The 25,509-nt window shown below is 60.8% G+C and carries 23 protein-coding genes and 1 riboswitch; of the genes, 15 read left to right on the top strand and 8 right to left on the bottom strand.

Annotated features, from left to right (window positions below):
• Positions 1-133: 133 nt before the first annotated feature.
• The 4 genes from V6617_RS15120 to V6617_RS15105 all read left to right on the top strand — a co-directional run bounded on the left by V6617_RS15120 (position 134) and on the right by V6617_RS15105 (position 4,216).
• On the top strand, positions 134-919 hold the full coding sequence (locus V6617_RS15120; RefSeq protein WP_338607747.1) for an ATP-binding cassette domain-containing protein: 786 nt from the start codon (positions 134-136) through the stop codon (positions 917-919).
• 15 nt (positions 920-934) lie between these two features.
• Positions 935-1,918 (top strand): ABC transporter permease, encoded by a 984-nt coding sequence (locus tag V6617_RS15115; protein WP_338607746.1) that lies wholly within the window; start codon positions 935-937, stop codon positions 1,916-1,918.
• A 79-nt stretch (positions 1,919-1,997) separates the two neighbouring features.
• Positions 1,998-2,900, top strand: coding sequence for a sugar ABC transporter substrate-binding protein (locus V6617_RS15110; RefSeq protein WP_338607745.1), 903 nt, complete (start codon positions 1,998-2,000; stop codon positions 2,898-2,900).
• A gap of 203 nt (positions 2,901-3,103) precedes the next feature.
• On the top strand, positions 3,104-4,216 hold the full coding sequence (locus tag V6617_RS15105) for a Gfo/Idh/MocA family oxidoreductase (protein WP_338607744.1): 1,113 nt from the start codon (positions 3,104-3,106) through the stop codon (positions 4,214-4,216).
• Positions 4,217-4,298: 82 nt separating this feature from the next.
• Here the strand turns inward: V6617_RS15105 and V6617_RS15100 are convergent, their stop codons facing one another.
• Together V6617_RS15100 and V6617_RS15095 are read right to left on the bottom strand one after the other, a co-directional pair.
• Positions 4,299-5,264, bottom strand: coding sequence for a DMT family transporter (locus V6617_RS15100; protein WP_338607743.1), 966 nt, complete (start codon positions 5,262-5,264; stop codon positions 4,299-4,301).
• 99 nt (positions 5,265-5,363) lie between these two features.
• Positions 5,364-5,512, bottom strand: a riboswitch (FMN riboswitch).
• A gap of 428 nt (positions 5,513-5,940) precedes the next feature.
• Complete coding sequence (locus tag V6617_RS15095; protein ID WP_338607742.1) at positions 5,941-6,837, bottom strand: LysR family transcriptional regulator; 897 nt, start codon at positions 6,835-6,837, stop codon at positions 5,941-5,943.
• A gap of 98 nt (positions 6,838-6,935) precedes the next feature.
• On the opposite strand from V6617_RS15095, the gene V6617_RS15090 reads away from it, so the two are divergent.
• Positions 6,936-8,432, top strand: a complete 1,497-nt coding sequence (locus V6617_RS15090) for a CoA-acylating methylmalonate-semialdehyde dehydrogenase (RefSeq protein ID WP_338607741.1) — start codon at positions 6,936-6,938, stop codon at positions 8,430-8,432.
• A gap of 91 nt (positions 8,433-8,523) precedes the next feature.
• Here V6617_RS15090 and V6617_RS15085 read toward each other — a convergent pair whose 3' ends face one another.
• Genes V6617_RS15085 through V6617_RS15075 form a run of 3 tightly spaced genes read right to left on the bottom strand, consistent with a single transcriptional unit; the run spans position 8,524 to position 10,642 of the window.
• Positions 8,524-9,405, bottom strand: coding sequence for a hypothetical protein (locus V6617_RS15085; protein ID WP_338607740.1), 882 nt, complete (start codon positions 9,403-9,405; stop codon positions 8,524-8,526).
• On the bottom strand, positions 9,405-10,289 hold the full coding sequence (locus V6617_RS15080; protein WP_338607739.1) for an ABC transporter ATP-binding protein: 885 nt from the start codon (positions 10,287-10,289) through the stop codon (positions 9,405-9,407). The genes V6617_RS15085 and V6617_RS15080 overlap by 1 nt, the downstream gene beginning before the upstream one ends.
• The gene (locus tag V6617_RS15075) at positions 10,286-10,642 is read right to left on the bottom strand and encodes a GntR family transcriptional regulator (protein WP_338607738.1); all 357 of its coding nucleotides are present in this window, start codon (positions 10,640-10,642) and stop codon (positions 10,286-10,288) included. The genes V6617_RS15080 and V6617_RS15075 overlap by 4 nt, the downstream gene beginning before the upstream one ends.
• A gap of 118 nt (positions 10,643-10,760) precedes the next feature.
• On the opposite strand from V6617_RS15075, the gene V6617_RS15070 reads away from it, so the two are divergent.
• Positions 10,761-12,605: a monovalent cation:proton antiporter-2 (CPA2) family protein gene (locus V6617_RS15070; protein WP_338607737.1), complete on the top strand. Its 1,845-nt coding sequence runs from the start codon at positions 10,761-10,763 to the stop codon at positions 12,603-12,605.
• Positions 12,606-12,678: 73 nt separating this feature from the next.
• Here V6617_RS15070 and V6617_RS15065 read toward each other — a convergent pair whose 3' ends face one another.
• Positions 12,679-13,776, bottom strand: coding sequence for an ATP-dependent DNA helicase (locus V6617_RS15065; RefSeq protein WP_338607736.1), 1,098 nt, complete (start codon positions 13,774-13,776; stop codon positions 12,679-12,681).
• A 110-nt stretch (positions 13,777-13,886) separates the two neighbouring features.
• On the opposite strand from V6617_RS15065, the gene V6617_RS15060 reads away from it, so the two are divergent.
• On the top strand, positions 13,887-14,429 hold the full coding sequence (locus tag V6617_RS15060; RefSeq protein WP_338607735.1) for a DUF924 family protein: 543 nt from the start codon (positions 13,887-13,889) through the stop codon (positions 14,427-14,429).
• A 90-nt stretch (positions 14,430-14,519) separates the two neighbouring features.
• Positions 14,520-15,791: a DUF3422 domain-containing protein gene (locus V6617_RS15055; RefSeq protein ID WP_338607734.1), complete on the top strand. Its 1,272-nt coding sequence runs from the start codon at positions 14,520-14,522 to the stop codon at positions 15,789-15,791.
• Here V6617_RS15055 and V6617_RS15050 read toward each other — a convergent pair.
• Together V6617_RS15050 and ppk2 are read right to left on the bottom strand one after the other, a co-directional pair.
• Positions 15,788-16,705: a sugar kinase gene (locus V6617_RS15050; protein ID WP_338607733.1), complete on the bottom strand. Its 918-nt coding sequence runs from the start codon at positions 16,703-16,705 to the stop codon at positions 15,788-15,790. The two genes, V6617_RS15055 and V6617_RS15050, sit on opposite strands and share 4 nt — an antisense overlap.
• Before the next feature lie 33 nt (positions 16,706-16,738).
• Entirely contained in the window at positions 16,739-17,620 is an 882-nt protein-coding gene (gene ppk2 / locus V6617_RS15045; protein WP_338607732.1) for a polyphosphate kinase 2, read from the bottom strand.
• A gap of 79 nt (positions 17,621-17,699) precedes the next feature.
• Here ppk2 and V6617_RS15040 point away from each other — a divergent pair, with 79 nt between their 5' ends.
• From V6617_RS15040 to phoB, 7 genes are all read left to right on the top strand, one after another.
• Positions 17,700-18,965: a sensor histidine kinase gene (locus V6617_RS15040; protein ID WP_338607731.1), complete on the top strand. Its 1,266-nt coding sequence runs from the start codon at positions 17,700-17,702 to the stop codon at positions 18,963-18,965.
• Between the two features lie 242 nt (positions 18,966-19,207).
• Positions 19,208-20,242: a PstS family phosphate ABC transporter substrate-binding protein gene (locus V6617_RS15035; protein ID WP_338607730.1), complete on the top strand. Its 1,035-nt coding sequence runs from the start codon at positions 19,208-19,210 to the stop codon at positions 20,240-20,242.
• A gap of 108 nt (positions 20,243-20,350) precedes the next feature.
• A complete protein-coding gene (gene pstC / locus V6617_RS15030) occupies positions 20,351-21,727 on the top strand; it encodes a phosphate ABC transporter permease subunit PstC (RefSeq protein ID WP_338607729.1) in 1,377 nt (458 codons plus the stop codon).
• A gap of 2 nt (positions 21,728-21,729) precedes the next feature.
• Entirely contained in the window at positions 21,730-23,091 is a 1,362-nt protein-coding gene (pstA, locus tag V6617_RS15025; RefSeq protein ID WP_338607728.1) for a phosphate ABC transporter permease PstA, read from the top strand.
• On the top strand, positions 23,088-23,957 hold the full coding sequence (gene pstB, locus V6617_RS15020) for a phosphate ABC transporter ATP-binding protein PstB (protein WP_338607727.1): 870 nt from the start codon (positions 23,088-23,090) through the stop codon (positions 23,955-23,957). The genes pstA and pstB overlap by 4 nt, the downstream gene beginning before the upstream one ends.
• A gap of 12 nt (positions 23,958-23,969) precedes the next feature.
• Positions 23,970-24,677: a phosphate signaling complex protein PhoU gene (gene phoU / locus V6617_RS15015; RefSeq protein WP_338607726.1), complete on the top strand. Its 708-nt coding sequence runs from the start codon at positions 23,970-23,972 to the stop codon at positions 24,675-24,677.
• 3 nt (positions 24,678-24,680) lie between these two features.
• A complete protein-coding gene (gene phoB, locus V6617_RS15010; RefSeq protein WP_338607725.1) occupies positions 24,681-25,379 on the top strand; it encodes a phosphate regulon transcriptional regulator PhoB in 699 nt (232 codons plus the stop codon).
• Positions 25,380-25,509: the final 130 nt, after the last annotated feature.

Below are 25,509 nucleotides of genomic sequence, written 5' to 3'. Positions count from 1 at the left end.
TTGGCCCCGAATTTTCCTCGGTCCGGTTCGATTGGGCCTTGACGCATTCTGCACGAAATGGAATAAACATTCCACAAATATAAATAGTGCACCAAGTGTTCTATTTGTGGGGAGCAGGAGGAGGGAGAGGAAGATGGCCGAAACCGGCACGGCACTTCTCGAAGCGCGCGGCATCGCCAAGTATTTCGGCGCCATCACCGCGCTGGACGACGTCAATTTCCACGTCGGTCACGGCGAGGTGTTGGGGGTCGTGGGTGACAATGGCGCGGGTAAATCCACGCTGATGAAAATCCTCTCCGGGCTCTATCAGCCCTCGAAAGGCGAGCTGATTTTCGATGGCCGCCCGGTCCATTTTTCCAGCCCCAAGGACGCCCGGGGCAAGGGCATCGAGATGGTCTATCAGGACTTCGCGCTGGCCGGGAACATGCCCATCTATGAAAACATCTATATGGGCCGCGAGCCGGGCAGAAGGCTCGGGCCTCTGACCATCATCGACCACAAGAAAGCCCGCGAGATGGCCCAGTCCCATCTCGACAATCTCCACATCCACGTCAAATCGGTGTCCCAGAACACCGAGGATCTCTCGGGCGGGCAGCGCCAGGCGGTCGCCATCGCGCGCGCCACGGCGTTCGACGCCCAACTCGTCATCATGGACGAACCCACCGCCGCCCTTGCCATCAAGGAAGTCGGCAAGGTGCTCGACCTCATCAAAAGGCTGAAAGACCGAGGGGTTGCCGTGATCGTCATCTCCCACCGCATGGACGATATCTTCTATTGCTGCGACCGGGTCATGGCGCTCTATCAGGGCACCAACTTCGCCGAAAGCGAACTCGGCGACACGTCCCGCAACGAGGTCATCGGCTGGATCATGGGCACCAAGGGACACACCGAATCCCTAGCCCACGACAGGCTGCACTAGGGCAGGGCGGGCGCAATGTTTTACAATCCCAAACTCTCGAAATTTCTCGAATCCTACGGCATCGTCCTCGTCGTGGTCGTGATGATGGTGGTCATCGCCCTCTCGCGCCCTGAAGTGTTTTTGACGCCCCAGAACCTCACCAATATCCTGAAACAGAACGCCACACTGGCGCTGGTTGCCTTGGGCATGTTCGTGGTGATCGTCACCGCCGGCATCGATCTTTCGGTCGGCTCGACAATGGCACTTTCCATGGTCACCCTCGCGCTCGCCAGCCGCATGGGCCTGCCCTGGCCGCTCGTCCTTATGGTCGGCCCGCTGGTCGGCATCGCCGTGGGGGTGGTCAACGGGGTGGGGCTGACTTGGCTCAGGCTCCCCCACCCCTTCATCATGACCTTGGGAACGCTCAACGCGGTGCGCGGCATCGCCTATCTGGTGACCAACGGTGCTCCGATTTCCGGGCTCCAGGATGAAGTCCGCTATCTGGGCCAGGCCTATTACGATCTGGGCTTTCTTGCCCCGCCGGCCGGCATTCCGGCCAGCCTGATCGTCGTCGCGGTCTGCGCGGTGGGGCTGTGGTTCTTTCTCGAAAAAACCAGCACCGGCCGCCACATCTACGCCATCGGCGGCAATCCGCAGGCGGCGCGCGTCTCGGGCGTCAATGTCGATAAGGTTCTGGTCCTGGTTTACGTCATCTCCGGCTTCATGGCCGGACTGGGCGGGCTGCTTTTGGCGGGCCGGACCGATTCCGGTTTCCCCAATGCGGGCCTGATGCTCGAACTCGACGCCATCGCGGCGGTCATCATCGGCGGCGCATCGTTCTTTGGCGGACGCGGCACCGTGCTGGGGGTTCTGGCCGGCGTGCTCATCATGGGCCTCCTGCGGAACGGGCTCAATATCAACAATGTCAGCTCGTTCTGGCAGATGGTGCTGATCGGCGTCGTGATCATCTTTGCGGTCTGGATCGACGTGGTCCGCCGCAGAGCGTCGGTCAGACAATAAGGTTTACGGCCGTCCGGTGCGCTCCAGCCGGAACGGTCGACGATCAAACGGAGACTGGTCGAAAAGGGAGGACCACGAAATGAAAGCAGTGCTTCTGGCAGGCTTGGCGCTCGGCGCCATGACCGTCGGCGCTCAGGCGCAAACCTATGTTCTGGGCATGAAGGGCCCCGGCGCGGGCAATCCGTTCTGGGCCGCCGTCGAGGCCGGTGCCATGGCGGCCGGCGAGGAACATGGGGTCGAGGTGATCGTCGTGGCCCCGCCCCAGGAATCCGACGTTCAGGCCCAGATCAACCAGATCGAGGATCTGATCGCCCAGGGCGTGGACGGCATCGCGCTGGCCCCAACCGATCCCAATGCGTTGGCTCCGGTTGTCGATTCCGCCATCGCGCAGGGCATCCCGGTGGTGTTCGTCGATACCCGTGGCACCAATGAGGGCGTGTCCTTTATCGGCACCAACAACCAGGTCGGCGCGGCGCTTGCGGCCCAATATATGTGCGACAATCTCGAAGCCGGGTCCGACGTCGCCATTCTTCAGGGGCTTATCAGCCAGTCGACGGGCCAGCAGCGCGCCCAGGGCGCCCATGACGGCCTGACCGAATGCGGGCTCAACATCGTTGCCGAACAGCCTGCCAACTGGGATCGCGCCATGGGTCTGTCCGTTGCCGAAACCATTCTGGCGGGCAATCCCAACATCAAAGGCATTTTCGCGTCCAACGACAACATGGCGCTCGGTGCCGTCGAGGCGCTCAAGCAGGCCGCCATGCTCGAAAGCGTCATGGTCGTCGGCTTTGACGCCAACCCCGATGCCGCCAATTCCATCATTGCCGGCGAAATGACGGCCTCGATCGCCCAGGCGCCCGACAATATGGGTCGCTTCGGCATCGAGTCCCTGATTGCTCTGAACAACGGGGAAACCATCGAGGAATGGGTCGATACCGGCACCGTTCTTGTCGATGCGTCCAACGCCGCAGACTACCAGTAACAGGGCCATCAAAGACGCCCGACTGTGACAAAAGAAAAACGGCGCGACACAAATCGCGCCGTTTTATAGCCATTATCCTTGAAATTTTCCCGCCAAGGCGCGTATTCTAGCCTCCTTCGCGAGAGCGCGAAGGGCAAGAGCAACCTCCGGCGGCAATATGGGTTTCCCATATTCCGCCGTCTTTTTTTGTCCGGAGCGCTTCAATGACATCCCTCGGCGTCGGCCTCATCGGAACCGGCTATATGGGCAAGTGCCACGCGCTCGCCTGGAACGCCGTCGCGCCGGTCTTCGGCGATGTCGAGCGCCCACGTCTTGTCCACCTCGCCGAAGCCAATGCCGATCTGGCGACAAAGCAGGCCGCGGCGCTGGGCTTTGTCAAATCGACAGGCGACTGGCGCGAGCTGATCGCCGACCCCGATGTTGATATTGTTTCGATAACCACGCCCAATGCCTTCCACCCCGAAATGGCCATCGCCGCGCTCGGGGCCGGCAAGCATGTCTGGTGCGAAAAACCAATGGCTCCCGCCTTTGCCGATGCCGAGCGCATGGCCGAAGCGGCGCGAGCGTCGGGCCGGGTGGCGGTCTTGGGGTACAATTACATCCAGAACCCGCTCATCCGCCACATCGGAAAATTGCTGGCCGAAGGGGCGATCGGCAGGGTCCATTCGGTGCGGGTCGAAATGGACGAAGACTTCATGGCCGACCCTGCTGCGCTCTTTTATTGGAAGAGCGAGACGAGTTCAGGCTATGGCGCGCTTGATGATTTCGGCGTCCATCCGCTCTCGATCCTCTCGAAATTGCTCGGCCCCGCCGAACAGGTCATGGCCGACCTTGCCAAACCGTTCCCCACCCGTCCCACTCAGGACGGCAAGGACCGCGAGGTGGAAACCTTCGATATCGCCCATATTCTTCTGCGCTTTGCGGGCGGCGTATCGGGCGCCATCCAGCTTTCGCGCTCCGCCTGGGGCCGCAAGGGCCGTATCGCGATCCAGATTTTCGGGTCCGAAGGCACCATCGCCTACGATCAGGAGCGCATGAACGAACTCCAGATCTTCACCCGCGAGGGCAGGGCCAGCGAACAGGGGTTCCGCACTGTGCTGACAGCGCCCATCCATCCGCCCTATGACAAATTCATTCCCGCGCCCGGCCACGGTCTAGGGTTCAACGAGCTCAAAATCATCGAAGCCCGCGAAGTGATGTGCGCCATCTCCGGGGAGACGGCGCACATCATCGATTTTCAACAGGGGCTGGCCATCGAAAAGACCATACATGCCATCGCGCACAGCCATCGCGATGGCTGCTGGGTGAGGCTCTAGAGTGCTTCCAGGATAAGCATGTCCTCGACCCGATCGGGGATGGGCACCACTTATCCGGTTCGGAAGCGCGACAACATAAAGTCTATGCCATCTGCAGCCGGCTCGGCGTTGCCCGGCGCTCGCTCCACAGGATGAAGCTCGACGCGCCGAGGATCAAAAGCGCACCCGGCCAGAACCAGATGGCCGGTACCTGCGAAAGAGCGACCCAGCCCAAAAGCGTATTGAGCGGCAGTTTGAGATCATCGAAAGGCTGCAGATAGGTGGCGTCGGCCACCTTGTAGGCAAAGCTCAGGAAATACTGCGCCCCGGCCGTCACCAGCCCCAAGAGCACGATCAGCATCAACGGATCGCCCAACGGAAGTTGAAAATCGAACCCTGTCGCCAGTCCTGCCGGCAACGCGCCCACCGGCAGCACCGCGACGGCTATGCCAACCAGCAACCCGATCAGAAAGTGGTTGGGCGTAATCAGCACCAGCATGTAAAGCGTGAGCGATTCAGGCTCTTCGTCGCGGCTCAGATAACGCGTGATGACCGAAACCGAACCCCAGCACAGCGCCGCCAATACGGGCAAAAGCGAGGCGAGAGTGAACTGCTCGGTGCCGATCTGGGACACCATGACGGCACCGACAAAACCGGTAATCGTCGCGCCAAGCCGCTGCACGGTCAGGCGTTCGCCCAGAAACAGCGTTGCGCCGAGCAGAATGAAGAACGGCCCCGTCATCGACAGCGCCACCATCTGCCAGACCGGCACACCCAGCGCGAACCCGAAGGCGAAGAACTGCACGCCGAGCGCCGAAAGCAACGCGCGGATCTCGTGCCAATAGGGATGTTTTGTGCGCAACTTCGAAACCCCGATCCGCAGGATCAACGGCAGGGCAAAAAGCGTTGCAATGATGTATTGCCAGAACACCACGGCTGTGGAGGGCACACCCATCTGATAGGTGATGATCGGCGTCAAAATGTTGGTAATGGCAAAAGTAATGCCGGCCCCGACCATGAATGCGGCGCCCAGAACGGGTGCGTGGGGCAGGGAGGAAATCTGGTTCATCTGTCGTCCTTTCCGTAACCAGTTTCCTCAGGGTTACGGGAGGCGACACCGCGAGCGCTCCGCACCCCCAAAGGATATCGGCACGCGACAAGGCGCAATTCCCGTTCTCTCTCATCCGGACTATGATCGTCGGCTTCGGAGTTGCACCGAATCTGCTGACCCTCGCCAATCTGGCGCGGCGCTCGCGGGCTTCAGTCCCAAAGACTGTTACCGCCGGTGGGGACTTTCACCCCGCCCTGAGAACGTAGATCTAAAAATGAAGCGTTCCATCGTGAAACGCCGATGGACAATTTAGGCGCGTCGTGCACGCCAATCAAGCGGCCAAAAGAAAAAGGACTGTCCGATAACTCGAACAGTCCTTCCATGATACCGTCACACGGGGTGACTTGAACCGTTGGAACCGTTTGCACCAAGCGGTTCGGAGAGAAGGGTTTACTTCGCCGAGGGCTGCCTCGTCGAAATCACCTCATACCCAAAGTCGCTCCCGCCTGCGCGGATCTCACTAGACATTGGATCACCTCCTTTCGCTTGGTTAAGACCATGATCATGTTGGCCTGATTTCATAACTCTGGCAACCCTGTTTTGCTTCACCGGTTCTGCACGAATGTTTGAGTGGGTTTAAGAATAAGAGGGATTCTCAAAGGCTTGCTGCTGTTCCATACTTCCCCGTCTCGAATCAGGCGCGCCCTGTCCGGGAGAAGTCCTCGCGTGCCAGCGACACGGTTTCGGCGATGAAATCGGCCACCACCGAAACCCGTTTGATCGCCCGCACATCCTCGTGCATCACCGTCCAGTAGTTCCGCACCAGTCCCAGTTCGGGCAGGACCGGCACCAGTTCGCCATGTCTGTGCGCCAGGAAATCGTGCAGGATGCCGATGCCGGCGCCGCCCCGGACCGCCTCGGTCTGACCGAGTGCGCTCGACACCTCGATATCGGAGCGCCAGCCTTTCCAGATGTCGCGGGCATAATCGAGCGAGGGCGTGAAAATCAAATCCTCCACGTAGCCCACAAGACTATGATCTTTCAGATCGGCCACCGTTTTGGGCAGGCCGCGCTGTTTGACATAGTCGGACGATGCGTAGAGCCCGAGCCGGTAATCGACAAGCTTGCGACACACCAGCCGCCCCTCGGTCGGCCGCGCCACGGTAATCGCGATATCGGCTTCACGGCGCGACAGGGAAAAGCTGCGCGGCACGGGCACCAGTTGCACCGTCAGGCCCGGATGCCGGGCGCGCAACTGGCCCAGCCTCGATGCCAGAAACCCCACCCCGAACCCGTCCGGCGCCCCAACCCTGACGGTGCCCGAAATCGCCGCATCGGTGCCCCCGATCACCGATTGCGCGCTGAGTGCAGCGGTTTCCATAAGCTCGGCGCGCTCGAGCAGGGCTTCACCCTCGGCGGTCAGATCGCACCCATTGGTGCGCCGCACGAAAAGCCGCGCGCCCATGGAGTCTTCAAGCGCACTCAACCGCCGCGCCACCGTCGCATGATTGACGCCCAGTCCCCGCGCCGCGGCCAGAATTTGCCCCGCGCGCGCGATCGCCAGGAATATTCGAATATCGTCCCAGTTCATTTTGCTCTACGGTTTTTGCACATCGAATGTGAAATCTATCACGTTGAAGCTATAATAATAGACATTCATTCTCGCGGGGATTTTTCACGGAGCGAGCAATGAAGACCATCGGGCATTTCATCGACGGCACCCAATTTGCGGGCCATTCGGACCGGACGGCAGAAATCTTCAACCCCGCAACCGGAGAGGTCTCGGCCAAACTCGCCCTTGCCGATGAGACGGACCTCGACGCCGCCATCAGCTCCGCAGCCGCAGCCCAGCCGGCTTGGGCCGCCACCAATCCCCAGCGCCGGGCGCGGGTGTTTTTCCGCTTCGTCGCTCTGGTCAACCAGCACATGGACGAACTGGCCGAACTGCTCTCGGCCGAGCACGGCAAGACCATCGGGGATTCCAAAGGCGATATCGTGCGTGGCATGGAGGTCGCCGAATTTGTCTGCGGCATCCCCCATCTGCAAAAGGGCGAGTTCACCGAAGGGGCCGGTCCGGGGATCGATATGTATTCAATGCGTCAGCCGCTCGGCATCGGCGCGGGCATAACCCCGTTCAATTTCCCGGCCATGATCCCCATGTGGATGTTCGCCCCCGCCATTGCGGCGGGCAACGCCTTTATTCTCAAGCCCTCCGAACGCGCCCCTTCGGTCCCCATGCGGCTGGCCGAACTGATGATCGAGGCGGGCCTGCCCGCCGGTATTCTCAACGTCGTCAATGGCGACAGGACCGCCGTCGATGCCATCCTCGCCCACGATGAAATTGGCGGCGTAAGTTTTGTCGGCTCCACGCCCGTCGCCCGGCACATCTATGCGACCGCCGCTGCCCACGGCAAGCGTGTGCAGGCCTTCGGCGGCGCCAAGAATCACATGATCATCATGCCCGACGCCGATATCGAAAAGGCCGCCGATGCGCTGATCGGAGCCGGCTATGGCTCGGCGGGCGAACGCTGCATGGCAATCTCGGTCGCTGTCCCGGTCGGCGAGGAAACCGCCGACCGTCTGGTCGCCGCGCTCACGCCACGCGTCGAAGGCCTGAAAATCGGTCCTTACACCGATCCCGCAACCGATCTTGGCCCGGTGATCACCAGCGCGGCGCAGCAGCGTATCCTCTCGCTCATCGACAGCGGCAAAGCGCAGGGCGCCGATCTCGTCGTCGATGGTCGCGGCTTCTCCTTGCAGGGATATGAAAACGGCTATTTCGTCGGCGGCACGCTGTTCGACCGCGTCACCCCCGACATGGACATCTACCGCGAGGAGATTTTCGGCCCGGTGCTTTCGGTCGTTCGTGCCCCCACCTATGAGGAGGCCCTTTCGCTGCCGCTCAGGCACCCCTATGGCAATGGCGTCGCGATTTTCACCCACGATGGCGATACGGCTCGCGATTTCGCCTCGCGCATCAATATCGGCATGGTGGGCATCAACGTGCCCATTCCCACCCCGCTGGCTTACCATTCCTTCGGCGGCTGGAAGGCCTCGGCCTTCGGCGATCTCAACCAGCACGGCACCGATTCGATAAAGTTCTGGACCCGCACCAAGACCGTCACCGCCCGTTGGCCCTCGGGGCTCAAGGAAGGCGCACAGTTCTCAATGCCGACAATGGCGTAAACGAAAAAGGCCGCCCCGGAGGGCGGCCCTTTTGAGTGTGGTCAGAAAAAGTTGGAGACTTTTCCGGTTCGACCGTACGACTAGGAATGGTTCAGGTCAGGATATATCGCCTGCGATACTCGCTGGCTGCATAGATAAGAACCACGGCAACCGCGACCCCGCCGACAAGCTGGATCCAATCGACTCCTGATAGCATCAGCGTAGCCAGTTCCAATCCGTTCCAGGGTTGCCCGGCCAGCCAGTAGCCCTCGAAATCGAGGCCCTCGAAACTCAGTTCGAACCGCTGCGTGATGAAGGCCCAAAAGGCGCCCTCCTGCAATATGTTGCGCATCACGACCCGTTCGAACAGCCCGATCACCGCCGGTATCAGGAAGGCCAGCGGAATGGCCCAGCGCTTGAATATGGTGCCCAGCAGCCCCACCCACGCCAGGAACGGCAGGTACCAGAGCAGGGCGATCGCAAACAGCACGATGGCCGAGGCCATGATGTTGACCCAGGCGCCCAGCGTTTCCCCTATGGTTGGCGGTGCGAACCCGCCAAGGAAATTGCTGGCGACCACTGTCGGCAGATAGGCGATCACCCCGGTGATGGCCAGCGCAAGCAGGATCGCCGTGGGAAACACCGTGAGCGATGCCGCCACCTTGGACCCGAAGATTTTCAGATCGCTCTGGGGCATCGATTTCCAGAACAGCATCGAATTGTTGCGGCTGTCGGCCGAAAAGGCATCACCGTAGTAAAAGAACAGCATGATGATCAGATAAACCAGCCACCCTGCCGCCCCCAGTGCAAAGGCCGTTTCGTAAAAGCGCAGCACCGTGGGCAGGGTTCCGCTGAACTCGCCGCGGAAATCGGTCCCGAACACGGCATAGATCGCCGCCAGAGATCCCAGTGCCAGCAACAGGATCGGGCCGTAGATGAACGCGCCGCGATGCTCGAGATATTCGCGTTTGATAAGCGCAATGAAGGCCTGCATCAGGCAGCTCCCGCATTATGAGTTTCACGCTGCATGAGCGCGACGAAAAGGTCCGAAAGGCTCGGGGTGGAAATCTGGCCCAGCGGTGCCAGTGTTTCGCGGTCCACACCATCAAAAATCATGACCGTCTGGCCGAACCGGCTTTCGATATAGACTGGATTCAGTGCCCTGGCGGCATCGAGATGGGTGGGGTCGGCAATCACCAACTGGCAATAGCGCGTGTTGACCGTTTCCATCTGCATATGGACGATCAGCTCACCATCGCGGATGAACATGATGTCCGAGAGCATGAACTCGATTTCGTCCACCTGATGGGTGGTGATCAAGAGCGTGCGCTCCTCGGTCATGTAGTCTTCGAGCAGCCGCCGGTAAAACCGCTTGCGATAGGTGATGTCGAGTCCCAGCGTGGGTTCGTCCAGCACCAGAAGCTTGGCGTCGATCGCCATGACCACGGCAAGATGAAGCTGGGCGATCATCCCCTTGGAAAGGTTCTTGATCTTGGCTTCGGGCTTGATGTCGGTGCCCGAAAGAAAATCGCGTGCCTTGTCCTGGGAAAAATTGGGATGGATGTTGCTTAGGAGAGCAAACAACTCCCGCACCCGAAGGAACCGGGGCAGGGAGGCGACGTCGGATATGAACGCCACATCGTTCATCAGCGTGGCGCGGTTGGCGAAGGGGTCGAGCCCTAAAACCTCGATCTTGCCCTCGCACTGGGTCAGGCCCAGCAGCGCATTGAGCGTCGTGGTCTTGCCCGCGCCATTGTGCCCGACCAGCCCGTAGATGCGGCCGGCCGGAATGTCGAAATCGAGCCCGTGCAATATCTCGTTCTTGCCGAACTGCTTGCGCAGACCGCGCGCGGAAACGATCGGGTTTTCAGCGGTCATTTCTCGTCTCCATCTTTGAGCAGATCACCGGTGGAAAGCCCGAGCGCTGAAATCCGCGCCGCAATCGCCGGCCAGTCCTCTTTGAGAAATTTGTCTCTTTCATGGGCCAGAAGGGCAGCCCGCGCCCCCTCGGTCACATACATGCCGAGCCCCCGGCGTTTTTCCACGGTGCCCATATCCACCAGTGACTGGTATGATTTGGTTACCGTCAATGGGTTGACCGAAAGATCGGTCGCCACTTGTCGGACAGAGGGCAGGGGGTCGCCCTCATTGATCGCCCCGTTGAGGATCATCTCGATCATCCTTTGCCGGATTTGCAGAAATATCGGTTGGTCGTCGCGCCACTGGGTCATGTGTGCTTCCGTGTAGTGTGCTATATAACTAAAACACCGGCACACCACTGTCAAGCACCTTGTCGCACGCTTCGGTCTGGCTTAGCGTAGCGGGACAATCGATACATCGGGGGACAGGATGGCTGGTGAAGCGGCACATGGTTTTGATCTTCTTCCAGTCGTCGGGATTCTGGCGGCCGGTGTCGTTGCCGTTCCCATTTTCAAGCGAATCGGTCTCGGTTCCGTGCTCGGCTATCTGGCCGCCGGTCTCGCCATCGGCCCGTTCGGCCTTGCCGTCGTAACCCACCCTGACACCATCCTGCACACCGCCGAACTCGGCGTCGTCATGTTCCTGTTTATCATCGGGCTCGAAATGCAGCCCCAGCGCCTCTGGAGCCTGCGCAAACAGATTTTCGGGCTCGGCGTCCTGCAGGTTGCAACCTGCGCCGCACTGATGACGGGGGCCGGAATATTGATGGGTCTGTCGCCGACAATTGCCCTGATCGCCGGGCTCGGCTTTGTTCTGACCTCGACGGCCATCGTCTTTCAGGTGCTTGAGGAGCGCGGGGAAATCTCGACCGCGGCCGGCCAGAAAATGGTCTCGGTCCTCCTGCTCGAGGACCTCGCCATCGTGCCCCTTCTGGCCCTTGTGGCGTTCATTGCCCCGCAGGCCGAAACTGTAACCATGAGCCAGCGCCTGATCGATATCGCAATCGCCGTCGGTGCGCTGGTCGGCCTTGTGCTGGTCGGGCGCTTCCTGCTCAATCCCCTGTTCCGCATTCTCGCAAATGCCCATGCCCGTGAAGTGATGACCGCCGCCGCCCTGCTGGTCGTGCTCGGCGCCGCGCTGGCCATGAACATGAGTGGGCTTTCCATGGCCATGGGCGCCTTCCTTGCCGGCGTCCTTCTCTCCGAATCGACCTTCCGCCACCAGCTCGAAGCCGATATCGAGCCGTTTCGCGGCATCCTGCTCGGGCTGTTTTTCATTGCCGTTGGCATGTCGCTCGATCTGGGCGTCATCGCCCAGAACTACCCCTTCATCATCATGGCCGTCATCGTCTATATGGCCGTCAAATTCGCCGGCATCTACGCCATCGCCCGCCTGTTGCGCTCCAGCCATGGCGAGGCGCTCGAGCGTTCGGTGCTCATGGCGCAAGGCGGCGAGTTCGCTTTCGTCCTGTTTTCTGCGGCCCTGGGCGTGGGCATCCTCGATGCGGAAATGAATGCCATTCTCACCAGCACCGTCATTGTCTCGATGGTTCTCACCCCCATCGCCATCATAGCGATGAACCGCATGATGCCGCGTCAGGCACCAAATCTCGACGGCGTTGAAATTGCCGACGGCCTGGCTGGCACGGTTCTCATCATCGGCTTCGGCCGCTTTTCCCAGATCGTCAGCCAGCCCCTTCTGGCCAAGGGCGTCGATGTCACCATCATCGACAACGACGTCGAAATGATCCAGGCCGCAGCCGATTTCGGGTTCAAGATCTATTACGGCGACGGCACACGCCCCGAAATCCTCCACGCCGCCGGTGCATCGACCGCCACGGCAATTCTGGTCTGTATCGACAGACCCGCCGACGCGACCCGGATCGCCGAGCGCGTCAAATCCGAATACCCGCTCGCACAGCTCTATGTCCGTGCCTTCGACCGCGAGCACGCTGTCGAACTGGTTCACCTGGGCGTGGACTATCAGATCCGCGAGACGCTCGAATCGGCGTTTGTCTTCGGCTACGAGACCCTGGTCGGTCTGGGCGTCGATGAAGAAGAGGCCGCCGACATTCTCCAGCAGGTCCGCGAGCGCGACAAGGCGCGGTTCGAACTCGATATCGCCGGTGGGCTAAGCGAGGGTGCCACGCTCATGTTCGGCAATGTCACGGGCCCCCGGCCAACCCCTTCGTTCAAGCCCCGGCAAAAAAGCACGGCCCTCAACCCCGAGGCCGCAGAAATCCTGCAAAAGGCTCAGCCCGTCGAAGACGCCTGACCCGCCGCGCGTTCTTCTGTTTGGGCGATCCGGCGCACCGGCAGCGCGTCGGGATATTGGTGCTGCAGGGCGTCTAGCGCACGACGGTTATGCGCTCCGCCGCCCGGGTGATGCCCGTATAGAGCCAGCGCTGCGCCTCGTCGCGAAACACGAAACTCTCGTCGAACAGATACACGCTGTCCCACTGGCTGCCCTGCGATTTGTGAACGGTCAGGCAATAGCCATAGGTGAATTCATCGTATTGCCGGCGCAGCTGCCAGCTCATTTCCGCATCCTCGCCGGTAAAAAAACTCTGATGCGCGCGCACCTTGGTCTGCACTGACGTCCGGTCGGCCTCTTCGGGATCGATGGTCATTTCCAAGGTGCCGCCGGCGCGCTTCTTGATCGAATTGAGCGTCCAGATCTGCCCGTTCAGCAGCTTTTTCTGTGGGTTGTTCCGCAGGCATACCAACCGGTCGCCCTTGACCGGAATGTCGGTGGGCAGGCCCTTCAATTCCCGTATCCGGTTGTTGTAGTCGAGCCGCGTCTTGTTGCGCCCCACCAGCACCTGATCAGCGTTGAGCACTTCGGATTGGTCGACCTCGCGGCGCGAGACAACCTTGCTTTCGCCATAGGTGCCATAATCGAGCCCGCGGCCCTCGCGGATATCGAGCGAAAGTCTGACGATCGGATTGTCCGCCGCCTGCCGGTGAATTTCCGTCAGCATCACGTCGGGATCCTGCGCCGTGAAAAAACCTTCGCCCTGCACCGGCGGAAGCTGGAACGGATCGCCCAGCACCAGAACCTTGGTGCCGAATGAAAGCAGGTCGGTGCCCAGCACCTCATCGACCATCGAAACCTCATCGATGACGATCAGATCGGCATCCGCCGCCGCCGATTCAGGGTCGAGCACAAAGCGCGGCTCGCCTTCCTTTTCGGAAATTCGCGTATAGATAAGCGAGTGGATGGTCGAGGCGCCCTTGCACCCGCGCTTGCGCATCACCAGCGCCGCCTTGCCGGTAAACGCTGCATATTTGACCGTCTTGACGTCCTGGGCCAGATGCCGGGCCAGCGTCGATTTCCCCGTGCCCGCCCAGCCGAACAGCCGGAACACCTGCGGCCCGTTCTCGTCCTTGAGCCACGCTGCCACGGCTTTGAGGGCCTCATCCTGCTGGCTGGACCAAGCAACCATTTGTGAAACACACTCCGACAAACGAGGGGAATCAGTTCCCCGCCAGTATTGCCGGGCAAAGGCCGCGGCGAAACCCACAATGCGAACAAAACAAGATTGGAGACAGGGTCATGCAGCCTGATGATGTAATCGACTTCTGGTTTGTCGAACACGGGCTCGAAGACTGGTATGCCAACGACCCTGAATTCGATGCCCGCTGCGCGGCGCGCCTGGGCGATGTTCATGAAAAAGCCATTCGCTCCGAACTTTGGACCTGGCGCGAAACGGCCAGGGGCCGGCTGGCAGAGATCATTCTGCTCGACCAGCTCTCGCGACAGTTCAATCGCGAGAGCGCCAGGGCGTTTGCATCCGACACCATGGCGCTGGCGCTGGCCCAGGAGATCGTTTCGCGCGGCCTCGACGCAGAGCTTTCGGTCGATGAAAGGCTCTTTGCCTACACCCCTTACCAGCACTCGGAATCGGCTGTAATTCAGGAAGAGTCCGTGAGGCTGTTCAAAGCCCTGGGCCATGATGATTATCTCACCTACGCCCTCGGACATCACGACATCATCGCCCGGTTTGGCCGGTTTCCGCTTCGCAACGCGGCATTGGGGCGCCCATCCACACCCGAGGAACTGGCCTATATGAAAGAGCGCGAAGGCAAGGCTTACTAGGTCAAAAGCGCGCATCACACCAAAGATGGATGGGTATGGCTTTTCAGAGGGCGTAGGGTAGAGCGATATTGTTTTAAAGGCTCGGAAACAATGTGCGCGGCACCAATAGCTGACCATCCCTACCGCGAAGCGGTTCTGGCCGAACTGCACGCGCGGCCTGTCGAACTCGTTGCACCCAGTATGCGCGTGCGCCGTCTTGTGCTGACCGTGCCCAATCGCTCGGGCGGCATGCGAAAGGCCATGGAAGAATTCCGCCAGTTCGCGGCTGACAACGGTCATGCGGTCAAGGACGATGCCAGCCGGCAGTACCAGTTCACCACCCCCGAACGGGTCGCGAGTTGGGAATTTCACACCGAATTCATCACCATAACGTGGTATGCCCCGCTGACCGATGCCGAGAGCTGGCCCACCGATATCGGGCTCGACGTTCTGGGCGAGGCCGAACTGGTGGGCGCCATGCGCGTCGATCTGATGGACGAGCCCGAATTGCCCGAGCGGGTGTTTCCCTCGTTCAATCCCACCAGTCTGTGTCTTGTCGCCGTCGAGCATGCCAACGCCCAATTGGCCACCGATTTCGTGCCCGACAAGGACAAGTTCATCCGCTTCGAATTTGCCGCCGGCAAGCTCTCGCCGCTGCGCCGCGCCATCACCCTGCGCCGCATTCTCGAAATCGAGACCTACCGCAACATGGCGCTTCTGGCCCTGCCGCTGGCCCGCCGGACCGGCCCCGATCTAAGGGCCGTTGAAATGGGGCTGACCGATGTGATGACCGACCTTTCGGCGGTCGAAACCACCGATGCGGTGCAGGACCGCCTCAAGAGCCTGCACGCGCTTGCCGTGCGCTCGGGACAGATTTCCGAACAGCTCAATTATCGCTTCGCCGCGGCCTATGCCTATGGCGCGATCCTGCGTAACCGGCTCGAAAAGCTGCGCGAAACGACCCTGGGGCAGGGCTCCTCGCTTTCGAGCTTTATCGGCAACCGGGTCGAGCCGGCGTTGGCCACCTGCGAGGCCATGGACAAGCGGCTCGCCGTCCTGCTCGATAAGCTCGAGCGGGCCGTCGAATTGCTCAATGTGCGCATCAGCCTCGATATGCAGATCCAGAACAAATCGGTGCTCGAAACCATCGCCGAAACGGCCCGCAGCCAGTTCCGGCTCCAGCACACCGTCGAAGGCCTTTCGACCATCGCCATCACCTATTATCTGATCGGCATATTGGGCTACGCGCTGGCAGGACCGCTTGAAGCGACAGGCTGGGACAAGACGCTCGCCATCTCTATCCTCTCGCCCGTCGCGCTGATCGCCGTATTCCTCGGCCTCCGCGCCATCCGGCGGGGCTTCGACAAAGGTTCAAAGCACTAGCCGGCTTTCCCGAGTGCTTCCTTGGGGATCAGCGCGCCGTGATGGCCGATGACCACCGAGGCGGTGGCGTGCCCGGCCCTGGCCGCATCTTGGGGGCTGGCGCCACCCAGACGCGCCGCCAGATATCCGCCATTGAAACTGTCGCCGGCTCCGGTCGCATCGACCACGCTGGCGACTTTTCTTGCGCCAACGCGCCACTCCCCCTTACCTGTGACCACAAGCGCCGGATCGGCGCCGTTCTTGACAACAACTTCCTCACAGCCCGCCGCCAGATAGCGCCGCGCGGTCGCCTCATCGTCCGCATCGCCGAAATAGGGCACCTCGTCCGAATGCGTGGGCAAGACGATGCTCGAAACCTTTGCCGCTTCCGTCAGCGCATGAACAACGCTCTGGTCGTCGGCCCAGAGGGCAGGCCTGATATTGGGGTCGAAAGCCACCATGGCCCCGGCTGCCCGCCGCGCGCCAACCGCCGCAACCAGCCGCTCGCGGGCTTCGGGTGCAAGAATGGCCAGCGTGATGCCTGAAAAATAGATCAGCTCGGCATCCTCCAGCGCCGCCTCGAGCGCCGTCGCATCGTCCGCCAGCAGCTTTGCGGCCGAAGTATCGCGCCAATAGGTGAAGTGGCGGTCTCCATCGGCCTGATGGATCATGTAAAGCCCGGCGCGCTTGCCCTTGATAGTGCGGATCGCGCCTGTATCGATCCCGGTCTGCCCGATAAACTCAACCATCTGGCGCGAATAAAGGTCGTCGCCCACGGCGGTCGCATAGCGCACCCGCCAGTCCGCATCGAGAAGCGCGTTGAGGTAATAGGCGGTGTTGAGCGTGTCCCCGGCAAAGCCCTGCCTGTAGGTGCGATCCTCGCCCCCGCTCATTTCGATCATCGCTTCCCCGATGGAAACTGCTGTCCGGCTCACGCGTATCCTCCCCGTTTTGCGTCCCGCCATAGCCTATCCGGTCTTGGCGAGGAAGCCTTCGGGCGACATGACGATCTTATGGTCGATTTCCCCAATGGCCGAAAAATCCTTGTCGGCATAATCGATGGGCCACAGCACCGACTGGATCGCGGCGATCCGGGCGCGCTTCTTGTCATTGGCCCGGATCAGCGTCCAGGGCGTGTCCGGCGTATCGGTCGCCACAAACATCTTGTTGCGCGCCTTGGTGTATTCGTCCCACTTTTCCAGGGCCTTGAGATCGACCGGCGACAGCTTCCAGATCTTGAGCGGGTCGTGCTGGCGATCGTGGAAACGCTTGAGCTGCATTTCCCGCCCGATCTCGAGCCAGAACTTGAACAGATGGATGCCTTCCTCGGCGATCATCCGCTCGAAAGGCGGCGCCTCATGCAGGAAATTTTCGGTCTGGCTCGGCGTGCAAAAGCCCATGACGGGCTCGACCACTGCGCGATTGTACCATGAGCGGTCGAACAGCACGATCTCGCCGCCAGATGGCAGATGCGTCACATAACGCTGGAAATACCATTGCGTCCGTTCCCGATCCGAGGGGACGGGCAAAGCAACGGTGCGCGCGTTGCGCGGATTGAGGTTTTCCAGAAAGCGCTTGATCGTGCCGCCCTTTCCGGCCGAGTCACGCCCCTCGAACAGCGCCAGCACACGTTCCCCGCTCTCGGCCAGATGACGCTGAAGCTTGACCAGTTCGATCTGCAGGGCGCGCAGATGCTTTTCGTAATCCTTGGTCTTCATCTTTTCGGTGTAAGGATAGCCGCCGCTGGTCAGCGCCCGATCCTTGATCGCTTCGTCGAGTTCGGGATTTTCGAGGTCGAAGCCGTCCATATAGATCAAGTCCTCTTCGGCGTTTTGTGTCGCAGCTGTCATAATCGGATGCGCCCGTTGCATCATGCCATTGTCATGCACGCGCTATATGGCCATTGTCATGATTGATGATTCATTTGCAATGAGCACAGGACAGAGGGTGAGGACGCGACCCGAGGTGGGCCGGCCGATCGTCATGGTTTCACCGCTGCTGGTCGGCGGCGCTGCCGTGCTTATTGTTCTGGCATTGGCGGTATTGGGCAGGCTCGCTCTCCTCGATTCGGGCGTGGTGATTCTTGCAATCGCCGCCATAACCGCCATCGCAATGCGCGCTTCACTCAATTCCGATGTCGAAACCAATCAGGCCGGCGCGCTGGTCGGTATCGACGGGGCCGTCGAGCAGTTCTCCGATATTCTGACCGAACCCTGCCTCATCATCAATGAACGCGCCGTGCTGATCTATCGCAACCCGGCGGCGCTCAAACGCTTTCCCCGTGCCCGAACCGGCGATCCTCTGGCCTTCACCCTGCGTGATCCCGATCTCGTCGAAGCCATCGACAAGGCCATCGAGACCGGGACCGCCCAAGGCAGCGAACTGCACATCCCGGTGCCCAACGAAACCTGGTACCGCGCGTCCGTCGTCCCCTATCGGCCCAGCGAGGAGCGTAGTTTCGTTGCGATCACCCTTTACGATTTCACCGAGCAGAAGCGCACCGACCGCATGCGCGGCGATTTCATCGCCAATGCCAGCCACGAATTGCGCACCCCGCTGACCTCGCTCATGGGCTTCATCGACACACTGCAGGGCCCGGCCGCAAAGGACGAGGCGGCGCGTGGCCGGTTTCTGGGCATCATGCGCAGCCAGTCCGAGCGCATGTCGAGCCTGATCGATGATCTGCTCTCGCTCTCGCGCATCGAATTGCGCCAGCACGTCAAGCCGACCACCGAGGTCAATCTCAACCTGCTGCTGCGTGAGGTTGCAGAAACCCTCGAACCCAAGGTCACCGCCGCCCAACTTGTTCTCGATCTCAAATTGCCCGACGAGCCCGTGACCATCATCGGCGACCGCCAGGAATTGTTCGAGGTCCTCGAAAACCTTGCCGACAACGCCATCAAATATGGCGGCGACGGGGGCATGGTGGAGATCGCATTGGTCGCCGGCGCCAGCCGCTCAGGTGCCCACCACGCCATCACCGTGACCGATTTCGGCGCGGGAATCGCCGAAGAACACGTACCGCGCCTCACCGAGCGTTTCTATCGCGGCGATGCGGAAGCCAACCGCAAGAAAAAGGGCACGGGCCTGGGCCTGGCCATCGTCAAACACATCGTCGCCCGCCATCACGGCCTGCTCTCCATACGCTCGAAACTGGGCGAGGGCACACGCGTGGAAATCCTCCTGCCCCGCTGACCGCCTCTTTGTCACAAACGTTGCCAATGCGCAGTTTCCCACAGGGCGCTGCGCATTTTTATTTGCAATATCAGCACCTTATATTGTCATCCAAGTGTCACGAAAAAGACATAGAACCTTTAGCTGCCGGTCCTAGGTTGCCCCTGTTTTCGAGATGGAGCCGCAAGGACACATGTCCGGCTTCATCAAACCCAAGGGGCAAAAATGCCCGGACGCTTCTGACACAAAGGAAGATCAGAATCATGAAAACCGCACTTTACGCCAGCGCCGCCGCGGTGGCTGTCGTTGCCGCTCTTGGCGCAACCGCTGCCCAGGCTCAGAGCCGCGACACCATCCAGATCGCCGGCTCGTCGACCGTTCTGCCGTTCTCCTCGATCGTTGCCGAGGAATTCGGTAACGCATTCCCCGATTACAACACGCCCAACGTTGCCGGCGGCGGCTCGGGCGGCGGCAAGCGTCAGCTTTGCGAAGGCGTCGGTGAAGCGACCCTCGACATCGCCAACTCCTCGTCCAAGATGAGCGCCAGCGAGCTTGAAGGCTGCGTTGCCAACGGCGTCGAAGACGTTCGCGAAGTGATCTTCGGCTTTGACGGCATCGTGTTCGCCACTGGTATCGACCAGGGCGATTTCGCTCTCGAACCCGTCCATCTCTATCAGGCCATTGCCGCTCAGGTTCCGGTCGATGGCGAAATGGTCGACAACCCCTACACCAACTGGTCCGAAATCGACTCTTCGCTTCCCGACCAGGACATCTTCATCGCCATTCCCGGCACCAACCACGGCACGCGCGAAGTCTTCGACGTTCGCGTTCTCGAAGCTGGCTGTGAAGCCGCCGGTCTTCCTGAAATGGAAGAAGATGCCATGGAAGCTGCTTGCCTGACCCCGCGTCAGGACGTGGTGGTCGAGATCGCCGGTGACTACACCGAAACCCTTGCCCGCCTGCAGTCGAACCCCGAAGCAATCGGCGTCTTCGGTCTCTCCTTCTACGACCAGAACCGCGACACCCTCAAGGTTGCAACCGTTTCCGGCGTCGAACCTTCGCTCGACACCATCGCTTCGGGCGAATACCCGATCTCGCGCCCGCTGCAGTTCTACGTCAAGGGCGCTCATGTCGGCGTGATCCCTGGCATCGAAGACTACGTTGCCTTCTTCCTGTCCGACCAGATGGCCGGTGCCGGTGGCACGCTTGAAGGCGCTGGTCTGGTTCCTGCTTCGAGCGAGTTCCTTGCAGAACAGCTCGATGCCTTCAACAATGGCGACCAGTATCAGCCGCAGTAATCGGCACTTGCAAGATCGGAGGATCCCGGGCATTCCGGGGTCCTCCATATAAAATTACAGTCCGCGCCGGGTCCCAGGCCCCGGCCCATCTGGAAGGACCAGTTCGCCGTGAACGCTCTCGTTATCGCCGCACTTTTGTTGGTTCTTCTCACGCTCTCTTATCAGATCGGCTGGTCGCGCAGCCGCAGGCTTGCCAGCGGAGGCGCCGAGCGCCTGCATTCGCGCCCCATCTATCACGGCGTTCTCGCCGCCCTTTTCGCCCTGCTTCCGGCAATCATCGTGCTCGGCCTGTGGGCGCTGTTCAGCGAAACGGTCACGCGCAGCTTCATTCTCGCACAACTGCCGCCCGAAACGGCGCAGCTTACCCAGGTCCAGGTGCAGGCCGTCATCAACCGTGTCCAGGCCATCGCCAACGGATTTGGCGTGGTCGGTGAGCCCGCGCCCGAGGAATTGGCTGCCGCCCAGGCCTTTGAGACCTTCCAGCTCGTTTCGTTCCTTGCCGTGATCGGCGCAGCCGCGGCGCTTGGCGCCGGCGGGCTCTTTTTTGCTCAGCGGCGCATCGGCTTGCGGCTGCGGGCCCGAACCGAAGTCGAAATCGCTGTCCGTATCGGCCTTATTGCCTGCTCCACCGTCGCGGTGCTGACCACGATCGGTATCGTGCTTTCGCTGCTTGCCGACGCCCTGCGGTTTTTCTCCTTCATCAACCCGCTCGACTTCTTCTTCGGCACCACCTGGAACCCCCGGTTCCAGAGCTCGGGCACCGGATCGGCTGGCGAATATGGCCTGCTGCCGCTGCTCTGGGGCACTGTCATGATCAGCCTCATCGCCATGCTGGTTGCCGTGCCGATTGGCTTGATGTCGGCCATCTATCTCTCCCAGTACGCGCCCCCCAATGTGCGCAATGTGGTCAAGCCCATCATCGAGGTGCTGGCCGGCATTCCCACCATCGTTTACGGCTTTTTCGCCCTGGTTACCGTGGGGCCGTTCTTTGCCGGCCTGGGCAACATGATCGGTGTGGACATCAGGGCGACAAGTGCGCTGACGGCAGGCGTGGTCATGGGAATCATGATCATCCCCTTCATCTCTTCGCTCAGTGACGACATCATCGCCCAGGTTCCCCGCACCATGCGCGACGGTTCGCTCGGGCTGGGCGCGACGCAATCGGAAACCATCCGCAAGGTTCTGCTGCCGGCTGCTTTGCCCGGCGTTGTGGGCGCCATCCTGCTCGCCGTCAGCCGGGCCATCGGCGAGACCATGATCGTGGTGCTGGCCGCCGGCAACAGCCCCGTGCTGCGCTTCAATCCGGCCGAGCCCACCTCCACCGTGACCGTAAGCATCGTCAATCAGCTCACCGGCGATGCCGATTTCACCAGCCCTCAATCTCTCGTGGCCTTCGCGCTTGGCCTGACACTCTTTGTCATGACCCTGCTGCTGAATGTCCTGGCACTCTACATCGTCCGCAAGTTCAGGGAGCAATACGAATAGCCATGGTCGACACATTGCTCTCCAGCCCCGAATCCAGCGATGCCAAGCGCGAACGCGTTCGCAAGAGTCTTGCGCGGCGCCATCGCAATGAAACCATGTTTCGCTGGGCCGGCATCCTGTCGATTGCCGCTGCGCTGGGCTTCGTTGCCATCCTGTTCGGGATGATCATCTCCAAGGGCCTGCCGTCCTTCTGGCAGTCAACGCTGCATGTCGAAGCCTATTTCGATCCCGAGCTGGTTGAAGGCGGTCCCCAGCCAGACCGTTCGGACAGTGCGTCCGATGCCGATTATCGCGCGGCGATGGTTCAGTGGCAGCGCGACGTTACTTTGTCCAACTGGAACGCCATCGTCGAAACCGCTGTCCGCACCGCCGTGCCCGATCTGGAAATCGAAAGCCGCGATGTTCTCGAACTCGTAACATCGGCCGCTCGCTTCCAGCTGCGCGATCGCTATTTCGCCAATCCCGACGTGCTCGGGCAGACCGTGCCGGTGACAATACTGGCCTCCGCCAACACCGACAACTGGCTCAAGGGCACCATCGACCGTTCGCTGGCTGACGAGCGCCAGCAGCTTTCTCCCCAGACACGCCAGCTTGCCGATCGGCTCCTGGAAGAGGGTGCCATAAGCTTCGATTTCGCCTGGCACATCTTTACCAATGTCGATAGCCGCTCCGCTCCTGCTTCGGCTGGTCTGGCCGGCGCGTTCATGGGTTCACTCTACATGATGATGGTGGTGATCGTGCTGGCCGTTCCGCTCGGCGTTGCCAGCGCGGTCTATCTTGAGGAGTTCGCGCCCAAGAACCGCTGGACCGACCTCATCGAAGTCAACATCAACAATCTCGCGGCCGTGCCCTCCATCGTCTTCGGTCTGCTCGGCGCGGCTGTGTTCATCAACTATCTTGGCCTGCCGCGCTCGGCACCGCTGGTTGGCGGCCTTGTGCTGACCCTGATGACCCTGCCCACCATCATCATTGCGACCCGCTCGTCATTGCGCGCTGTTTCGCCCTCGCTCCGTCAGGCGGCGCTCGGGCTTGGTGCCTCGCGCAACCAGACCGTGTTCCACCATGTTCTGCCGCTGACGTTCCCCGGCATTCTGACCGCCACCATCATCGGTGTAGCCCAGGCCCTTGGCGAGACGGCACCTCTGCTGCTGATCGGCATGAGCGCGTTCATCGCCAACATTCCCGCCAATCCGCTGGATTCGGCGACGGCTCTGCCGGTTCAGATCTATCTCTGGCAGGGCAACGAAAACCGGAACTTCTTTGAGGCGCGGACATCGGCTGCCATTATGGTCCTTTTGGGCATGATGATCCTGTTGAATGCCATCGCCATCTTCCTGCGCACACGATTGGAGCGCCGCAAATGACAATCGGAACCACAATGGACAGGAGTGCAATGCCTCCGATGAACCAGAGCAACACGACAGCTGGCGAGGCCGGCTTCCAGACAGTCCGCACGCCCGACGATACCGGGCACCCCGCGCGCCTCAAGGCGGAAGACGTTTCGGTCTTCTACAATGAAAAACAGGCGCTGTTCGACGTTTCGATCGATATCCCCGAAAAGGCTGTCAGCGCCTTTATCGGCCCTTCGGGGTGCGGCAAATCCACATTCCTGCGCTGCATCAATCGTATGAACGATACCATCGAGGGCTGCCGGGTCACCGGCACCGTCGCTCTCGACGGCGACAATCTTTACGACGCCAGCCTCGACGTGGTCGAACTGCGCGCCCGGATCGGTATGGTGTTCCAAAAGCCCAATCCGTTCCCCAAATCGATATTTGAAAACGTTGCCTATGGCCCCAAGATCCACGGACTGGCCCGCAACAAGTCCGATCTTGAAGAAATCGTCGTGACTTCGCTGCAAAAGGCGGGGCTGTTCGAAGAGGTCAAGGACCGGCTGCATTCGCCCGGCACCGGCCTGTCGGGTGGCCAGCAGCAGCGCCTGTGCATCGCGCGCGCCATAGCGGTCGGTCCCGAAGTCATCCTCATGGACGAGCCCTGCTCGGCACTCGATCCGATCGCAACCGCGATCATCGAGGAGCTGATCGACGAATTGCGTGCCAATTACACCATTGTTATCGTCACCCACTCCATGCAGCAGGCCGCGCGCGTCTCGCAAAAGACCGCGTTCTTCCACCTGGGCAAGCTGATCGAGGAAGGTCCGACCGAATCCATCTTCACCAATCCCAGGGAAAAGCGCACCCAGGATTACATCACCGGCCGCATCGGGTAGGAGACCCACGTCATGCCCAATTCAAGCGAACATATCGTTAGCTCCTACGAAGATGAACTGATCGAGTTGGCCCGTTCGATCTCGGAAATGGGCGGGTTTGTCGAAAAGGCGATTTCCAACGCCACCGACGCCCTGATCCGCTCCGATGCCGACCTTGCGCTGGCCACTGTGGCCGCCGACAAGAAGGTCGACGCCATGCAGGCCCAGATCGACGAGATGGCGGTCTCGATCATCGCCCGGCGCCAGCCCATGGCGCAGGACCTGCGCCTTGTCATCGCTTCCATTCACGTCGCCAACGATCTCGAACGCATCGGCGACATGGCCAAGTCGACGGCCCGTCGCTCCACCCAGTTCGAAGGCATCGGCATGTCGAGCCAGTTCAAGAACGGACTGCGCCACATGGGCGAACTCGTCCAGCGCCAGGTCAAGCTGGCCCTCGATGCCTTTGCCGCCCGCGACAAGGACATGGCGGTCGATGTGGTCGAGCGCGATACCGACGTCGATGCGCTCTATGTTTCCCTGTTCCGCGAACTCCTCACCTACATGATGGAAGATCCGCGTAATATCACCATGTGTACGCACCTCCTGTTCTGCGGCAAAAATCTTGAGCGGGTGGGCGATCACTCGACCAACATAGCAGAGCAGGCCTATTTCCTTGCGACCGGCCAGTCACTGACGTCGGACGTCGAGGATTTCAAGCGTGAGCAGATCAAGGGCTAGTCAATGATCCCTCAGGTTCTTGTTGTCGAAGACGAGGCCGATCTCGTCGAACTTCTGCGATACAATCTCGAGGCGGAAGATTTTTCCGTCGCAACCGCCGAAGATGCCGAAGAGGCCATGCTGCGCATCGCCGAAAACACGCCCGATATCATCCTGCTCGACTGGATGCTGCCGGGCACTTCGGGCATCGAGATCTGCCGCCGCATCCGCGCCCGCACCGATACCGCCCGCATCCCGATCATCATGCTCACCGCACGCGGCGAGGAAGAAGAGCGGGTGCGCGGTCTGGCGACCGGGGCCGACGATTATGTCGTCAAACCCTTTTCGCTTCCCGAGCTGATGGCCCGCATCAACGCCCTTTTGCGCCGGTCGAACCCGCAGTTGATCGCTGCTATCCTCAAGGCGGGCGACATCGAACTCGACCGCACCACCCATCGCGTCCGCCGCTCGGGCAAGGAAGTCCATCTCGGCCCCACAGAGTACCGCCTGCTCGAATACCTCATGGGCAATCCCGGCCGCGTCTATTCGCGTGAGCAATTGCTCGATGGCGTCTGGGGCACCGATGTCTATGTCGACGAGCGCACCGTGGACGTCCATGTCGGCCGGCTGCGCAAGGCCATCAATCGGGGGCGGGTCAAGGACCCCATCCGCACCGTCCGCGGCGCGGGCTATGCCTTCGACGAAAAATTCGTGGCGAACTAGAGGCTTGATAAACAGGTACGATTTTATCGATCCTGTTGGCACCATATTAAGCCAGATCGATAAAGCGTAAATTTTGTCGTGCATTTGACTGATTTGCGCGTCGCGCCTGATTAACGCTTATTTGCTGTTT

Source organism: Pelagibacterium nitratireducens (assembly GCF_037044555.1).
GTDB classification, from domain to species: domain Bacteria; phylum Pseudomonadota; class Alphaproteobacteria; order Rhizobiales; family Devosiaceae; genus Pelagibacterium; species Pelagibacterium nitratireducens.
This window is presented reverse-complemented; position numbering and strand designations above follow the sequence as displayed.

Excerpts from the sequence above, each read along its gene's own strand:
- V6617_RS15120 (WP_338607747.1), top strand. The coding sequence starts at position 134 with ATGGCCGAAACCGGCACGGCACTTCTCGAAGCGCGCGGCATCGCCAAG.
- V6617_RS15115 (WP_338607746.1), top strand. The coding sequence starts at position 935 with ATGTTTTACAATCCCAAACTCTCGAAATTTCTCGAATCCTACGGCATC.
- V6617_RS15110 (WP_338607745.1), top strand. The coding sequence starts at position 1,998 with ATGAAAGCAGTGCTTCTGGCAGGCTTGGCGCTCGGCGCCATGACCGTC.
- V6617_RS15105 (WP_338607744.1), top strand. The coding sequence starts at position 3,104 with ATGACATCCCTCGGCGTCGGCCTCATCGGAACCGGCTATATGGGCAAG.
- V6617_RS15100 (WP_338607743.1), bottom strand. The coding sequence starts at position 5,264 with ATGAACCAGATTTCCTCCCTGCCCCACGCACCCGTTCTGGGCGCCGCA.
- V6617_RS15095 (WP_338607742.1), bottom strand. The coding sequence starts at position 6,837 with ATGAACTGGGACGATATTCGAATATTCCTGGCGATCGCGCGCGCGGGG.
- V6617_RS15090 (WP_338607741.1), top strand. The coding sequence starts at position 6,936 with ATGAAGACCATCGGGCATTTCATCGACGGCACCCAATTTGCGGGCCAT.
- V6617_RS15085 (WP_338607740.1), bottom strand. The coding sequence starts at position 9,405 with ATGCAGGCCTTCATTGCGCTTATCAAACGCGAATATCTCGAGCATCGC.
- V6617_RS15080 (WP_338607739.1), bottom strand. The coding sequence starts at position 10,289 with ATGACCGCTGAAAACCCGATCGTTTCCGCGCGCGGTCTGCGCAAGCAG.
- V6617_RS15075 (WP_338607738.1), bottom strand. The coding sequence starts at position 10,642 with ATGACCCAGTGGCGCGACGACCAACCGATATTTCTGCAAATCCGGCAA.
- V6617_RS15070 (WP_338607737.1), top strand. The coding sequence starts at position 10,761 with ATGGCTGGTGAAGCGGCACATGGTTTTGATCTTCTTCCAGTCGTCGGG.
- V6617_RS15065 (WP_338607736.1), bottom strand. The coding sequence starts at position 13,776 with ATGGTTGCTTGGTCCAGCCAGCAGGATGAGGCCCTCAAAGCCGTGGCA.
- V6617_RS15060 (WP_338607735.1), top strand. The coding sequence starts at position 13,887 with ATGCAGCCTGATGATGTAATCGACTTCTGGTTTGTCGAACACGGGCTC.
- V6617_RS15055 (WP_338607734.1), top strand. The coding sequence starts at position 14,520 with ATGTGCGCGGCACCAATAGCTGACCATCCCTACCGCGAAGCGGTTCTG.
- ppk2 (WP_338607732.1), bottom strand. The coding sequence starts at position 17,620 with ATGACAGCTGCGACACAAAACGCCGAAGAGGACTTGATCTATATGGAC.
- V6617_RS15040 (WP_338607731.1), top strand. The coding sequence starts at position 17,700 with ATGAGCACAGGACAGAGGGTGAGGACGCGACCCGAGGTGGGCCGGCCG.
- V6617_RS15035 (WP_338607730.1), top strand. The coding sequence starts at position 19,208 with ATGAAAACCGCACTTTACGCCAGCGCCGCCGCGGTGGCTGTCGTTGCC.
- pstA (WP_338607728.1), top strand. The coding sequence starts at position 21,730 with ATGGTCGACACATTGCTCTCCAGCCCCGAATCCAGCGATGCCAAGCGC.
- pstB (WP_338607727.1), top strand. The coding sequence starts at position 23,088 with ATGACAATCGGAACCACAATGGACAGGAGTGCAATGCCTCCGATGAAC.
- phoU (WP_338607726.1), top strand. The coding sequence starts at position 23,970 with ATGCCCAATTCAAGCGAACATATCGTTAGCTCCTACGAAGATGAACTG.
- phoB (WP_338607725.1), top strand. The coding sequence starts at position 24,681 with ATGATCCCTCAGGTTCTTGTTGTCGAAGACGAGGCCGATCTCGTCGAA.